The sequence below is a fragment of the Chryseobacterium soli genome, assembly GCF_000737705.1.
Taxonomy (GTDB): domain Bacteria; phylum Bacteroidota; class Bacteroidia; order Flavobacteriales; family Weeksellaceae; genus Chryseobacterium; species Chryseobacterium soli.
Genome location: NZ_JPRH01000001.1, coordinates 264,807 through 279,056, shown reverse-complemented (window position 1 = coordinate 279,056; position 14,250 = coordinate 264,807). Strand labels below are relative to the sequence as shown.

Below are 14,250 nucleotides of genomic sequence, written 5' to 3'. Positions count from 1 at the left end.
ATGGTTATATTAATTTCAATGATTAAAGGTGTTTGTTAAGCAATCAATATTTTTGAAAAAATATTTATATTTGGATTTACCAAAAAAATGAAATTTATAATAAAAGTTTTTTTATTTGAGATTAAATATACTTATTAAATAATGGATGACATATCATTATGGAAAAAATAACGAATGAAAAAAAAATGATTTATTTTTCGTCATTGGAGCTTGCAAATGTAAAGTGTTTTGGAGAAAAGCCTCAAACTTTAAGCCTTAAAAATATTAATGGAACAATATCTCCTTGGACATTAATATTGGGAAATAACGGCATTGGCAAAACTACTCTTCTAAAATGTCTCGCTTGGATGGTGCCGGTAGAATCTCCATCACCACAAATTGAAGAGCGATTGAAGATAGCTAAATTTCTTCAAGAGCAAAATGTTAGTATGGAAATCATTATAAAAGCAACAAGATTGTCGGAAGATGAAATCAAGGGAACACAAGTAAAAAAAATACAAATCAAGCCGAGCATGGATGATCTTGAAGATGAATCAGAATATGAAAAGATCATGAAATCTGGAAATGATACTAAAACTGTTATAAGGGCTAGATTTTCAAAAGGAATAATGTTACAAGAAGAAGCTAATGAAACTAAAGAGTTTTCGATTGGAATAAAATTCGAAAAGAAAGAAAACAAATTAGAAGTTGTTGAATTAGAGAAGTATGATGTTGAAGAATATATAGCTCCAAGAATCTATGCATATAGTGCAAGCAGACACATGGTGTCAAAAAATACGGACGACAGTTTTATGAAAGATCCACTATATAATTTATTTTCTGATTCAGGAGATCTTTATGATGCCGAACAATTATTAAGTGATTTATATGCAAGTTCTCTATTAGAAGACAACAAAGAAAAAGAAGGTACTATCACAAAGTTGCTCAGGAAATTGAAGGAATTACTATTAGATTTACTTCCTGATATAAAAAATACGGAGTCTATTATAATCAATCCACCCCTTAACACAGATGGCACAAAGAGGGATAATCTTGTAGAAATTGAAACACCTAAGGGGAAAGTTCCACTTTTTAATTTAAGCTTGGGATATAAAACTATGTTGGCATGGGCAGTTGATTTAGCTATCAGAATGCTTTGGGATAATCCTGATAGTCCAAATCCATTGAAAGAACCTGCTGTAGTGATAATTGATGAAATAGATCTACATCTTCATCCTGAATGGCAGAGATCACTACGTACTTATCTTACTCAACATTTCACAAGAACACAATTTATTTGTACAGCTCATAGTCCTTTTATGGCACAGGCTTCAGAAAATGAAAATTTATGCGTTTTAAACAAAATTGAAAATGATGATGTAATTATTAATAATGAACCTGAAGTTGTTGCAGGTTGGAAAATAGGACAAATAATAACGAGCGATTTGTTTGGAATAAAAAGTGAAAGAAGTCCGGAAGTAGAAGAAATGGTTAAAGAAAGGCGATTAATTCTTGACACCCAAAGTAAGTCTGATTCTGATCATGAACGTCTCAAAACGTTAGATGAAAAATTAAGTAATCTACCAATTTTAGATGATGAAAATCAAAAAATTTTTGAACAAATAAAAGAGATGGCTAATGTTTTAAAAAATCAGAATAAAGATGATCAGAATTGATAAAGGTGTCAGCCCTCCAAACTTAGCCGCAAATCGCAGGATAAAAAACCAACATATGAATAGTGAGTATGATAAAGATCCGGCGAGTTATATTAATCAAACTTTGAAATTTGATTTCGGTTCATCATATAATACAGACGAGGTACGAAAACAATTAATATTAAAACAACACAATAAATGCTGCTTTTCAGAAGCTAAATTTGTTGGTGACTATTCGGATGTTGAACACTTTCGACCTAAAGGTAGAGTTGATAATTATGAAACGGGGATCAGTCAATATCCTGGATATTATTGGTTAGCCTATGATTGGGATAATCTTTTTTTATGCAAGACCAGATTAAATAGTACCGAGAAACGCAACTATTTTCCACTCTATAATGAGAATGAAAGAAATAAATCACATCATGATAATTTTATAGAACGTAATAAGTTAATCGATCCAGGTAAGGAGGATCCTAGAGATTATATACGTTTTCATTTAGATGAACCAATATCAATTGATCCTGATAAACGTGGAAAGTTTAATATTGATTTTTTTAATCTTACACATCCTGAATTTGAGGAGGCTAGAAGAAAAAAACTCCAGCTTCTCCAAAGACTGAAAGAACTTGTTGACTTATCTCTTTCTAAAGGTGCTGATCTTAATGATCCAGTTATTAAATCATCAATTGATCTATTGAGAGAAAGCATGCAGTCGCAAGAGGAATTCAGCTCGATGGCAATAGATTATTTACAAAATTGGCCCCCGCTTCAGTAAAACCATTGTTAAGAGCTAAATTCTTAATTGTTCTAAATTCTTCTGTAATGTCTTCCATTCTATAATAAATATGATCAGTATTTTTGTAATCTTTTGAATTATTACATAAAAATTTATACATTTCGAAAACCGATTTAAAAACAAATAATCCATGCAATACACCCCTTAAAGGCCTTTGTTCATCGCGCCAAGGAGAATAGAATTTTTCTAAAGTATCTGGCTTTATTAAATCAATATGTTTTTCAATTAAAGTTAGTTTTAAATGCATTGCTTCATGCAATATTGATTCTGCTACTCTTAAACTAGAAGTAGTTGATGAATCGGTACATAAAGAAATAAAAATTGAAAATGGAATTAGTGGATGACTGTAACTAGTGTCTATTTCATCATCAAATTGCTTTAAAACCTGTATTCTTTTTACTAAGCTTGAAATACAAATATTGGCGCCTGGTATTTGCTTAAATACATCTAATGCTTTTTTTAATTTCTGAAATGTACAATCATCAATCTCAGACTTGTTTTCTGGTTCTAGCCCATGTTCTTCGTAAAAAAAATTAAAAAATGGCACCTGAGGATACTCTAAATATATGGAATCACTTGACGAAATACCTGATATTAAAATTGGCTTTTCTTCGATCTTTATATTCTTTTTAAAATAGCTTCTTTGGGTACTATAATTAGTTAAATCCAGTTCGAATTGGGATAGATAAGCTAATTCAGCATTGACTAAATCCTTTGTTAATTCGGTTTCCCAAATTGGGTTTGGATTATTTAAAAATTGTAAAATATTGTCTTTTAACACTTTATTCAACTTCTTTAAAAGTATATACTAGGGTGTACCTAAAAAAATCATAAACCGTTGAAACAGCATGGAAAGATTTTGGAGAAATTTCAAATCCAAATCCCGTATTATTTAAAGGCATGATTATTTTCGAAACATCTTGTGAATTCATCGAATTAAAAAGCATTAGATATCCTCCATTCTTTTCCTCCCAACCTGAATTAATTTGGATTAGGAAGCGATGAGATTCATCTTCTCCAATAAAATCATTATGAACACCCATTTTATATCCGTCAATTAATTTATGTACAGTCAAACCAACAAGCTTTAAAGAATTTGTTCTTGAATTCTTTTTAAACTGTTCTTTAATTGTATTAATTGTTTGGTTACTTAATAATAGCTGAAGTTCTTCTGGAATCTCAACATTTAATAAACTAAATTCATATTGGGTATAAAAATCAGTTTTGGTGTAATTCCAATTGTCTGTAGACTCCAACCAGTCAAATAACTTTTCTTGAAAGTCATCTTTTAGGACAGAATCTACTGAGAAATGATTAAATGGAGTATTTTCAACGATTACATCGCTGAAGTCTAAGATATTAGGCATTGATTAAATAGAATTTTGAAATTAATTGTTTCATATTTTCTACAAGATGCAACTGATCTGCGCAATAAACAGATGTGTTATTAAATTCAGATCCGTCTTTCCATCGATGTAAAATCATACCACCACCACAAATATTAAGAATTGGGCACCTAAGACACTTTTCACTACTTGGTCTTTGCATCTCGCGGTACTCATTAAATTCTTTGCTACCAATAAAATCTAATAGTTTTCCATCTTTTATATTAATTGGCTTTTTAAATTTATCTGCACCATCAAAAGAGCTTTTCAATGTGTCATTTTTCATAATTATACCATTAGTATCAATAATTACTATTCCATAATCAGTAATCCCCATACCTTCTTTAGAAACAGTTCCGCCTAGTAAGACTTTTAGCATATCATCGAGAATTCTAATGGGAAGTGGATTTTTATCATTTAAATATACTTTAAGAAGTTTTGTCATCCATTCTCCATATTCTGTCGAATCTATTGCAGATTTTCCCAATGGAAGTATCGAATGATTTCCGTCCTTGTACAAAAAATCAACACTTGGAGCTTCTAGTTCTTTAAAAAAAGAATATATTTTTTCTGGATCTGAAGAGGGATCAATGACAGCAAGAAGACCTGCATTTAAAAATTCATGATCAGGGTGAGATTTAAGAATATTAATCCCGTTAATTACCTGATCAAATGTTCCTTTATTATTATGACCAATTCTAAATTTGTCATTAATTTCTCGGTAACCATCAATACTTACTGCAATACTGGTCTTGTTTTTTGAACATATATCTAGTATTTGAGAAGAAATCAAAATTCCGTTTGTCTGAATACTTATTGGATAATCTACCCCTAATGAATTTCTTAAAAGAGATAGGAAAAAATCTAATTTTTTAGCGCCTATAAGTAATGGTTCCCCACCATGTAAAACAATACTGAATCTTTGATCTTGAAAATCTGCCAATTCAGTTAATGACTTCGCAATGGCTAACATTGTTGGTTCAGTCATTTGTTTTTCCATAGTCGTCCAATTAGAATCTCCCATATTATAAACATAGCAGTAAGAACAATTAATATTGCACCTACTTGCTAATTTTATTAATACAGTATCTAGTTGAGGATTATGAAAAATTTTATCTACCACGATTATGACGATTGTGTGTACGATTATAAGCAGAAATATTATTTACTGCATCATTCTTCACTTCTTGCATCAATCTTTGTAAAACCAAACTGGAAACTTTTGCCTCCACGGGAGAACTTTGTTTATCGGACTGTTTTGCAATGATGTTTGATGAAATTGTATTAGAAGTAGAATTATTTAGTTTCATATTTCAATTTATTTTTTGATAAAGGTATAAAAAAAAATAGAATCATTTATAAAAAATAATATATATTATTGTAAATCAGTTTATTATATATTTACTCCGTAAATAAAAAAAACACATAAATGAGTGTGAAAAAATAAAAAAGGCTGTAAATCAGTTAGTTAAAATTTATATAAAAATGCCGTAAAATAAAAAATAGAAAACATTCTAATGACTATGATATTTTTAAAAAAAAATATCAATAAGTCAAATATTTAAAATTAAATTTTCTTATTTTTAGTTCATACTCCTAGCTTTTCAGGATAAAAAATGCATGTGAATTGAAATATTTCGGATTCATTAATAAAAAACTAAAACACTGACAATATAATCGTGTTTTTACTTATTATCAGTAGATTATGGAATATTTTCATTACTCTTTCTTATCCCGAAATTAGGTTATTTATATCTTTAAGTAATTCCGTGATTATCTTTGGATTGACATTGGCATAAAAGGATCACTTTTAAAATCTGTTATCAATTTCACCTTTCTTTAAGTTGCTATATACTTCTCAACATCATAGTCACTTCCTTTTTCTTTTCAGGAGTTTTAGTAAACGTTCCGATGATTTCGGCATCTTTAAGAATATTCGTTTTCACACAAGGTTCCAAATTATAATTGATATTTTTAATAAGATGACTCAAAAGAAAGATAATTTGCAGAAAGAAAAATGAGCTCAACTTGTGATTCAAAATTATTAATAGTCGTTATTAGTCGTCACGATTTAAGAATAAATTTTTAGGTATCTTATTATCCCATGCTTTAAAATTATTTAGCATATTGAACGCTGGTGGAACTTCTGGGGCATTAACGATTGTCTGCCACATTGGAGATGTAGAAAAGCTTTGTGAAGGTTTAGGAGTTGAGACTCCAATAATAGCTTGTAAAGATGGAGATAAACTTGGATTTTTTGCATAAATAGACCCTTTTAAAGCAGCTTGCCAAGATGAATATAAACTTTCCATACTAGGAGTAAAACCATTTCGATCCGCAGCCAGCCAACTTGCTTCCCTCTCTCTTAAATTTTGATACTGCCACTCATCATTTGTAGAGATTATCTTTTGCTCCTCCTCAACCATTTCCTTGGTTACATTAATCTTAATAATTTCAAAAGCTTTGGTTATTTTATTTGTTAGAAATATATCGCTTTCTCCATTTGATCTATCTCTAAATTCCTGTGCCAGCCAATCATTGAGATAAGGTTCTTTATTAAATATATATCCATAATCAGAATCTCTAGTAATTATAATGACTGGTTTTTGAGAGGTTTTTGCACATTGTATTATCCATTCCCAATTAATTGAGTCACCTATTGAATTATCACTTTCCTTTCTCGGTGGATATCCTAAATCAAAACGTTTACGGGCTAGTTCTGCAATAACTGTATTCGCAATATTGTCTCTATTTAGATTATATTCTGATTTATGAGCAAATAATTCATCTAGTTTTTTATATACCTGATCATTTTCCAAAGGATTTATTAAAATTGCCGCAAACTTATTTTCAAGTTTTGTCTGATATTCATTTAACTTTTTCTTTGTTTCATTGAAATCCTTTACTTCCTCTTCGACTGTCAAAATGTGCGGAAGATTCAGAGAAAAATTTCTTGTTTTTGTAAGCTCTGTATACGTTTGGCCAAATACAATTTGTCTGTTTTTTTTAAACTCCATTTCTATCTGACTAGTAATAATCACCGAATCTTTATGCTTCAATATCTCATCTAATAATTTTATGGATACATCTGAATTCCTAATTCTATAAAAATCAAGAAAAACGTTTGTATCAATAAAAATTAAGGAGCTACTGAAATCAGGGCTTTTTACTACAGAATCTTCATCTGTTACTTTTTCAACTGAATTAGAATCTTTTTTTTGATCATCACTGTTATTTAATTTTCCCATATAAGTTTTTTTTCAAATATATTAATAATATCTTTTCTTCAATTGGATAAATTGTTTATGCAAACCGTACTTCTTTTTTTTGAAATTTTACATCCTATATTTATCCTTTTTAGATTGCGTTTTTTTATTTTTTACTCATTTGGACTTGGAAATGGTTTAGAACAATGGGAAAATGTTTACTACAGAAACAACTTTCAAAAATAAATCAATTTAAAATTTTAAAATGTAAATTTGAGTAGTTATAAATTTACAAATAATGGATAAAGAAAGACTTGAAAAGTTAGAAAAACTTGCACAGCAAAAAAAAGAATCTGTAGAGCAGAAAAAAGCTGATCAGAAACAACTTTTAGACGACTTAAATAATAAGGAAGAAAAATTCACCAAATCTTTTAAAGAACTACAAAATACCGTCATCATACCATCTGTGAAATTAACAGCAAAGGGTATAGCTCAAGCGGGAAGGTTGGAATATGCTTCGAATGAATCTACAAAAACATTGAAAGACCAAATTAGGCTTTTTGGAAAAATCACATATTTACCTAAAGGATATTCAGATTCTTCAGTAGGAGCTTTTTTGCTTTTCGAAGGTTATAAAAGTCATGGAACTATAGAAATATCACAGAAAACTTTAGGAAAAAATGCCGAAGTAAAGAAACAAGCCGGCTATACAGATATTGATAAGGTTAAAAAAGAAGATATTGAAAGTTTAATCTACCAATTTGTGGAACAATTTCTTAAATGATATTATAACACTTAATTTACATTTAATTTTAGTAAAATAATCGCCCGAAAAGGGTGACTATTTTACTAAAATTAAATCCCACTTGCTATTTTTCATAGAAATAATTAATAATTTTCTTATTAAAATTCTTAATCTAAAATAATATTGTCCTCCAGCTCCAATGTCTATCAATAATTAGCAATTAATATTACCGATTAGATTTCTCGGTAATTTGGCTGAATCCATCTTTTGATGTCCTCATGTTTATGTATATGAGGAGGAACTTGGTTTTTAATAATTCGCTCAAGGTTATGATATGAAGATAGATCTACATTCTCCCATTTCCAATCCTTTGCCAATGTATTGATAAAGTCAAGCATTTCATAACCTTCAGAACGGTTAAGTTCCTTTGCATCCAGTCCATGTCGCACATCTGGGTTATCATGGTCGGCATTTGCGGTCCACTTATACTGTTCTTTATAAAACATTTCATTTTTTTTGTAACTCATAACTTAATTTTTTAAAAAAGTTAATTAAATCTGCTATAACATGATTACGGTTTTCCGTATGGTCAACTACAATTTTTAGTTAATGAAATAAAAAAAGTACAAACTAAAATCACAAACCATGATTTTGTTAAAAATATTGATGCAAAGCGACAATTACCATAAAACAGTTAATGCACAGATTCGATAGTGTGTTCCTAATTCCTTCGCAAAACCATTTGGCATTCGTCGACCGGGATTTTCAATGTTTAGTAAGTCTCTATGCGTGTTATTAATGGATCAATGAATTTAATTTTGTCGACTTATGAATGTTTCCTCGTCACATATCGATACATGTAATCGGTCCAATGCCCCAGCTCAATGTGCTTAGCCGCATCTTGGTCTGCTATTTCTTCTGAAGTCCTCCATGTAGGAGAGCAGAACATGTGGCAGGTTTTACAAACACTTTTGACAAGAGTAATTACTTCCAATGGATTAATTAGCTTTTGGACATTTCCATTTTCTAATCCCTCTTTGTATGGCTGGATTTTAAGTATTACTTCAGGTAGTTCCATTTGTCCAAATTTTGGCTTTGAGCTGTAAGGAGATGGGTTGTTATATTTTCTTGCGGGTGTTTTTTTTTCTTTTGACATTTCATATGGTTTTAGAGGTTATTTTTTTGGAAGGTTTAGCGGTATGGCAAAGTTGATCCCAATCTCGTTCCTATTATAGAATGGTACATTCTTTTGCGGCAAAGCTCGGCCTATATCTTTGAATTTAGCGTAAATCTCTATGTTGATAACAGCATTGTCTTTTTTGTTCTTTAGTGATTTGACGAACCCAAGCCCAAGTGCAAAAGGGTTCTCATGAGTATCTCTAAACTGGAGTTCAGCAAAAGGATGTATGGCCATGGTGTTACCTTTTCCCAGAAAATAATAGTAGTTAGCGTAGATCCGCCAAGCTTTGTATTCAGTGATAGGGTCTGTGTAAACGTTATATTTTTTGCCAAGGCTGTTAGTTGTATCATCAAGTACTGACTTTTTCGTTTGAGTCATCTCAGTGGTAGAATAATCGTCAATATCGCTTGCTCCAATCCTGACTACACCAAAATTGATCAGGTGGATATGGACAGGTTTGGGCTTGGTATTGGGCTTATCTTCTGGCCAATAGGGGCTGGTTGAAATGAACCAATTGAGCTCTGCTCCGTACTGAAAATTATTGTGAACGACTGTTTTTAGCTGATCAGAAAAAAGCAATGTGTTGTCAAAAGTATAGTATTTACTTCTGTTGTAACTTCCAATAAAAGACAACCAAGGTGTACTTTGGGCCAATATTGGTATAGCGAGGTATACGCTATCACTCTTTAGCTTAAAGGCTTTTTCCAACCGGTCTTTCGATCTGTAATAATTTTTGTTTGTCTGACTTGCTTCTAGTATTGTCTTTACAGAATCTATTTTAAAGCGGTAATCTGACCTACTCTTGTCGAGTGCTTTGAGTTCTTTGGTAAGGTTTAGTGATTTTTTTAACTGGGGGTCGAGTTTAGCTTCATCTGTCCTCTTTTTCCTTTCGTTATCAATAATCAGATTCAGTGAATCCAGTGAATTTTTTTTTTGAGTATACTGTACATTAGCTTCATTCCATCTATTATTATAGTTGCTCATTTGATTGTTCAGGTATGCTAAGCTATTATTAATTTTAAGATCTGTCAGTTTTTCATCAAGCATTTTTTTTAAAGTTTTCACCTTATTAATGGCCAACTGTCTATCATAACCCTCAATATTGATATTCATTCCTTTTAAGGGGATGTGGATTTTGCCGGAAATGGTAGTTCCTATATTGAATTTAGAATTGTTAAATAGTACACCAACGTTATCTCCTATAATATCTCCTTTAACTGAAATGTTGAAAAGAAATGGACGTTCGCCAGTTCCAGCGCTTCCGAAAGCATTAAATTTGTAACTACCGTTAGCAGGTTCAAAAGAGGCATAAGTGGCAAAGTTGTTGGCTTCGCCTTGACCTGTGGCTACCGTAGAAAAGGATTTGAATAGCAGATTGGTTATGGCCTTGTTAAAAGCTATATTATCAAAAGTTATTGAATCGGGTTGGCTTGTTTGTTTCCTATTTTGGGACTGTTGAGAAAATAATATGTGAGGTACCAAAATCAGGATACCGGCCAGTATAGGCAGGAGTTTGTTCATGGTAATTAAGTTTTTAGTCACATAAAGATAAATAATTTCCTACAATTTATCTTCATTTTCAGCAGATTAATTTCGTGAGCCTGCGGGTAAGGTTTTCTCGTAGTTATACATATATCCTCTAGATCGCTCTAACTGTCGCTTTCAAAGGTGAATTTTCGCATCTACTTTGCAAGTTTTTGCGTTTACTTTGCTAATTCGTATTTACTTTGCAAAATCACATTTTTTCCCTCTCTATCTCTAATATTTCTGATTGTAGTGCCTTCCCAAACATCTTTGGCAAAATCATGCGGATTTTTTACTAACCACGAAGCTGAAAGTCTTAAATAATTGTCAAGATGTGGCCTAACCAAATGCAGAGCACCAATAAAGTTTGCAGATCTAAGTAAAGTATCAAAACCATAAATGAGAGAAAGGCTTCTATTTAAAATTCCTGCAATAAAGTAATCTAGTGGATATGTACCTTTACCACTTGCCATCATACATTCACTTAGTTTTTGAATTTTTTTTTCAAAATATTGAAGTTTTAGCATATACTCTTGGAGGCAGTCTGAAAGCACCTTTTCGTCATCAGTATCTGGAATAGAAAGTGCCTTTTCATTTATATATGCCCAATATGTTCTAGAAGATAATGTAATTACATCACAATCATTTCCTACAAACCATCCTACTTCCCCCGAATCTTCGTGTATTATCAATGAACCAACTATACAATTATTAATTAAATCTTCAGTAGGTCTTTAGCAAGTAAAACGGGTTCTTCGGCTTCTGGTCGAAGCCCATCATTTATACTGTTCCAATTAATTGACATTATAATTTGATTTTTAATATATAGTAATCAAAAATATATTCTTACTACGCAATCTATTGGCGTATCTAATTATTTTTTGATTGCCATTTTCTATATCTCTTCATGCGTATGATTATCAAGGATTTTGCATAACGATCAAGTGTTCCTTTATTCAAACCAAGTGACTGGTAAATTTTCTTCGTTGCTTTGGTTGGATCGTTTTTTGAGATTATTTTTGAGCATTAAATAAGGGGTCGAGACTATGTGATGGGTAAAGTAATCAAAACATAAAATTTCAATTTTGTAAAGTTGAACCGAAAAAAACTGTTGAACTTTGCAGTGTCAACCCACTATTGCAAAACCTTTGTTGTTTGTAGGCTTTTCTTACGAAACGCTGGCTCTATTACAGATAAATACCGCAAAATTCTCTGCAATAGCATTTAATTGTCTACTAATAGTACTTTCGTCTTCTGTAGTAAGATTTTCTATTACCAATCTTTCGTCCCATTCAAGAAGTGAAATTTGAGAATTTACTTCTTGATTTGAGTCTATAGAATTACTGAAAAATATTCCCGTCACGTTATAGAAGCGTTGCCTACCATTTCGTATCATTTCAGTTATATGTCCAATGTCAAGATGCGAAGAAATTATGCTAATGTCTGCAGGATTAAAATGATTTTGAAAGTATTCGTCAACAGTTCCATAGTCGCCAATTTTCTCTTGGTAACTTCTATTAGCAAATGAAATATTTAGATACTTACGTTTTATTTCATGATGTGTTATGTTAAAACTAAGATTAGTCGGCAAACGGTCGTAAGTCTGTCCACAAATTTTCTCAATAAGTAATTTCTGAAGAGTTGTCTTACCCGTCATATCGTCTCCGATTAAAATAAAAAGCTGCTTGGATTTTATTGTCATTTTAAAAATGGTTTGAGTGTTACTAGTTGTCTGTCAAATTTGTATAATACTGAATTGCGCTAATGTTGTATTATTGCGATAGAATAGTACATTTATTCTTGTTTATTTATTATATAAATGCTAAATGTAATAATAAGAAATATTTTGTGTTTACGGCAATCCGTATTTATACTGAATTCATTTATTTCTCATTCCCATTTTTTTAATTTCTTTTATCCTTAGTCTTCAAATTTTCGCATTTACTTTGCGTTTCCATATTTTTTACGCAAATTCACATAAAAAAGAATTTTTCTTTATTACTGAGGGATATTTATCAAAAAGCTTCAAAGTAAATTTAGAATTTAAGAAGTAATCATAGATAACAATGATTTATAATTTTTAAATGTGAACAAAGATAGATGCAATGTATTACTAGTAAATGATAAATTACATAAACGTATCCAAGTTTTATATAAAGTTAATAAAATTGAAAAGTAATTCTAAAAATTCAAGGTGGTATAAAGTTAGACGAAACCACAATAAAAATTAGCATCTCCACAAATTATAATATTGAAGACTATCGGGCTACAGAAAATATCCAATTAATAATTGGTTCACAAAATAGTATTATTGAGGCAGATTTATGTTATCAAAACATTTAAAAAAAATTGGAAAATCTTTTTTTCTAAGATGAATTAAAACATTATTTATCTTCTGGCTTTATTAACTCATCACTACTACTATCTAACATGTTTTTATACCGAAAAAGATTTAGTTCTTTTTCTTTCTTTGTAATTTTTATATTTTTAATCCCCAGCTTTGCAAGCTTACTTATTAGATAATCAATTTCGCTTTCTTGTATTTTTAAAACCACTTTTAACATATCTTGTAACTTCTTTAATTATTTCTAATTATTAAATTTAAGTACATAATTTATGCTTTATGGCTTGACACAGCTTTTATAAATGATAGCCACCAGCCAATAACAGTCCATCCAAAAAATGCATTGATCAGTAATATGATTAGAAATTTAAACTTTAGAACTGGAAGGCGTAGTAAAGCTATCATTGAAGGAATGAAATAGATGAACAAAATTATTTTTAAAAATAATGCTCCTCCTTCTTCTTGCTGGGTTGTAACGGTCAAAATTTGTATCATGCCTATTTAATAAAAAGCGTGGAACTAATATCAATCCGTACATAGGTGCCGCGAAGTACCCGATAACCAGAAAGACTTAGCCCACGCCGTATAAGCATGGGCGTAAGTCTATCATTTTTGGTTATCATTTTAAAGTTCGCGGCTTTATGTACCAAAACGATAGCTTACGCTTGACGTTATTTTAATTTATAGACAAATATATAAAATCAAAATTAAAAAATTACATAATAAAAATAACCGTCGTCTATTCTCAAAGAATAAAAAGAGTATGTAGATAAAGCATCTTTAGGGCTACTCTTTATTTTGATTATGTAGCTCGCAAACGAAAAGTTAAATTAATACGTTCTTTCATTGGAATAGTAGATTTAGCAATTCTGTGTTCCCAATGCTCTTGTAAATCACCTTTCATGATTAATAATGATCCATTAGGAAGGGGAAGACTGTATTTACTCTGATGATGATCTACTTTTCTAAAGTCAAAATTTCTTGTTTGTCCAAGGCTTATTGAAGCAATAATTGGTCGTTTCCCATATTTGCTTTCTTTATCCCGATGCCAAGCAACGGAATCATTGTGATCTCTGTAAAGATTCAGCAAAACACCATTGAATTGATAACCAAATTCATTCTCAATTCTCTGCTTTAATGCTAAAAGTTCAGGAAGCCAGGAATTTGTTGGTTTTCTGTTTTCTTCAAAATTGTAAGGCTTTGTATCACCGTACCAAGCTGTCAAACGTGGTGTCAATACCATCTTATCATACATTTTCTGAGTACGTTGTTCCCAAGTTGCTGTTTTCAGCAGCTTATTTTTTAGCTGGTCAGCTTCTTCCGGACTTAGGAAATTCTCTTTGTATTCCAAAAGGTCTTTTGGAAATTCATAAAATTCTTCTGCATCAAATAAACTCAGCTGGCTCATTGCCTTTTTCTTTTTAAATATTTTT

General features: G+C 30.9%; 17 protein-coding genes. 3 read left to right on the top strand and 14 right to left on the bottom strand.

The window, feature by feature from the left end:
- Positions 1 to 158 precede the first annotated feature (158 nt).
- Positions 159 to 1,655 carry an AAA family ATPase gene (locus IW15_RS01260; protein WP_034708647.1) on the top strand — a complete coding sequence of 499 codons (1,497 nt, stop codon included), beginning with the start codon at positions 159 to 161 and terminating at the stop codon, positions 1,653 to 1,655.
- Complete coding sequence (locus IW15_RS21850; protein WP_051881691.1) at positions 1,642 to 2,412, top strand: HNH endonuclease family protein; 771 nt, start codon at positions 1,642 to 1,644, stop codon at positions 2,410 to 2,412. The genes IW15_RS01260 and IW15_RS21850 overlap by 14 nt, the downstream gene beginning before the upstream one ends.
- Here the strand turns inward: IW15_RS21850 and IW15_RS01250 are convergent.
- From IW15_RS01250 to IW15_RS21845, 6 genes are all read right to left on the bottom strand, one after another.
- Positions 2,363 to 3,214, bottom strand: a complete 852-nt coding sequence (locus tag IW15_RS01250; RefSeq protein ID WP_165585146.1) for an aKG-HExxH-type peptide beta-hydroxylase — start codon at positions 3,212 to 3,214, stop codon at positions 2,363 to 2,365. The two genes, IW15_RS21850 and IW15_RS01250, sit on opposite strands and share 50 nt — an antisense overlap.
- Position 3,215: 1 nt before the next feature.
- Positions 3,216 to 3,800, bottom strand: a complete 585-nt coding sequence (gene yhhC / locus IW15_RS01245; RefSeq protein ID WP_034708643.1) for a cyclophane-containing peptide 2OG-Fe(II) oxygenase YhhC — start codon at positions 3,798 to 3,800, stop codon at positions 3,216 to 3,218.
- Positions 3,793 to 4,941, bottom strand: a complete 1,149-nt coding sequence (yhhB, locus tag IW15_RS01240; protein ID WP_165585145.1) for a cyclophane-forming radical SAM/SPASM peptide maturase YhhB — start codon at positions 4,939 to 4,941, stop codon at positions 3,793 to 3,795. The genes yhhC and yhhB overlap by 8 nt, the downstream gene beginning before the upstream one ends.
- Positions 4,931 to 5,128, bottom strand: a complete 198-nt coding sequence (yhhA, locus tag IW15_RS01235) for a YhhA family cyclophane-containing RiPP (RefSeq protein WP_034708640.1) — start codon at positions 5,126 to 5,128, stop codon at positions 4,931 to 4,933. Before yhhA ends, yhhB begins: the two co-directional genes overlap by 11 nt.
- Before the next feature lie 537 nt (positions 5,129 to 5,665).
- Entirely contained in the window at positions 5,666 to 5,809 is a 144-nt protein-coding gene (locus IW15_RS22660) for a hypothetical protein (RefSeq protein WP_165585144.1), read from the bottom strand.
- Between the two features lie 66 nt (positions 5,810 to 5,875).
- Complete coding sequence (locus tag IW15_RS21845) at positions 5,876 to 7,066, bottom strand: PIN domain-containing protein (protein WP_051881687.1); 1,191 nt, start codon at positions 7,064 to 7,066, stop codon at positions 5,876 to 5,878.
- Between the two features lie 256 nt (positions 7,067 to 7,322).
- On the opposite strand from IW15_RS21845, the gene IW15_RS01220 reads away from it, so the two are divergent.
- On the top strand, positions 7,323 to 7,808 hold the full coding sequence (locus IW15_RS01220) for a hypothetical protein (RefSeq protein WP_034708636.1): 486 nt from the start codon (positions 7,323 to 7,325) through the stop codon (positions 7,806 to 7,808).
- A 194-nt stretch (positions 7,809 to 8,002) separates the two neighbouring features.
- On the opposite strand, the gene IW15_RS01215 is transcribed toward IW15_RS01220, so the two are convergent.
- The 8 genes from IW15_RS01215 to IW15_RS01180 all read right to left on the bottom strand — a co-directional run bounded on the left by IW15_RS01215 (position 8,003) and on the right by IW15_RS01180 (position 14,225).
- A complete protein-coding gene (locus IW15_RS01215; RefSeq protein ID WP_034708634.1) occupies positions 8,003 to 8,296 on the bottom strand; it encodes a hypothetical protein in 294 nt (97 codons plus the stop codon).
- A 299-nt stretch (positions 8,297 to 8,595) separates the two neighbouring features.
- Positions 8,596 to 8,925 carry a hypothetical protein gene (locus tag IW15_RS01210; protein ID WP_131368449.1) on the bottom strand — a complete coding sequence of 110 codons (330 nt, stop codon included), beginning with the start codon at positions 8,923 to 8,925 and terminating at the stop codon, positions 8,596 to 8,598.
- A gap of 18 nt (positions 8,926 to 8,943) precedes the next feature.
- A complete protein-coding gene (locus tag IW15_RS01205; RefSeq protein ID WP_034708629.1) occupies positions 8,944 to 10,470 on the bottom strand; it encodes a coiled-coil domain-containing protein in 1,527 nt (508 codons plus the stop codon).
- A gap of 182 nt (positions 10,471 to 10,652) precedes the next feature.
- A complete protein-coding gene (locus IW15_RS21840) occupies positions 10,653 to 11,165 on the bottom strand; it encodes a hypothetical protein (protein ID WP_051881685.1) in 513 nt (170 codons plus the stop codon).
- A 476-nt stretch (positions 11,166 to 11,641) separates the two neighbouring features.
- Positions 11,642 to 12,175: a hypothetical protein gene (locus tag IW15_RS01195; RefSeq protein WP_034708626.1), complete on the bottom strand. Its 534-nt coding sequence runs from the start codon at positions 12,173 to 12,175 to the stop codon at positions 11,642 to 11,644.
- 682 nt (positions 12,176 to 12,857) lie between these two features.
- Positions 12,858 to 13,037 carry a hypothetical protein gene (locus IW15_RS01190; RefSeq protein WP_034708623.1) on the bottom strand — a complete coding sequence of 60 codons (180 nt, stop codon included), beginning with the start codon at positions 13,035 to 13,037 and terminating at the stop codon, positions 12,858 to 12,860.
- Positions 13,038 to 13,087: 50 nt separating this feature from the next.
- A complete protein-coding gene (locus IW15_RS23175) occupies positions 13,088 to 13,312 on the bottom strand; it encodes a superinfection immunity protein (protein ID WP_051881683.1) in 225 nt (74 codons plus the stop codon).
- A gap of 307 nt (positions 13,313 to 13,619) precedes the next feature.
- Positions 13,620 to 14,225: an alpha-ketoglutarate-dependent dioxygenase AlkB family protein gene (locus tag IW15_RS01180; RefSeq protein WP_034708621.1), complete on the bottom strand. Its 606-nt coding sequence runs from the start codon at positions 14,223 to 14,225 to the stop codon at positions 13,620 to 13,622.
- Positions 14,226 to 14,250: the final 25 nt, after the last annotated feature.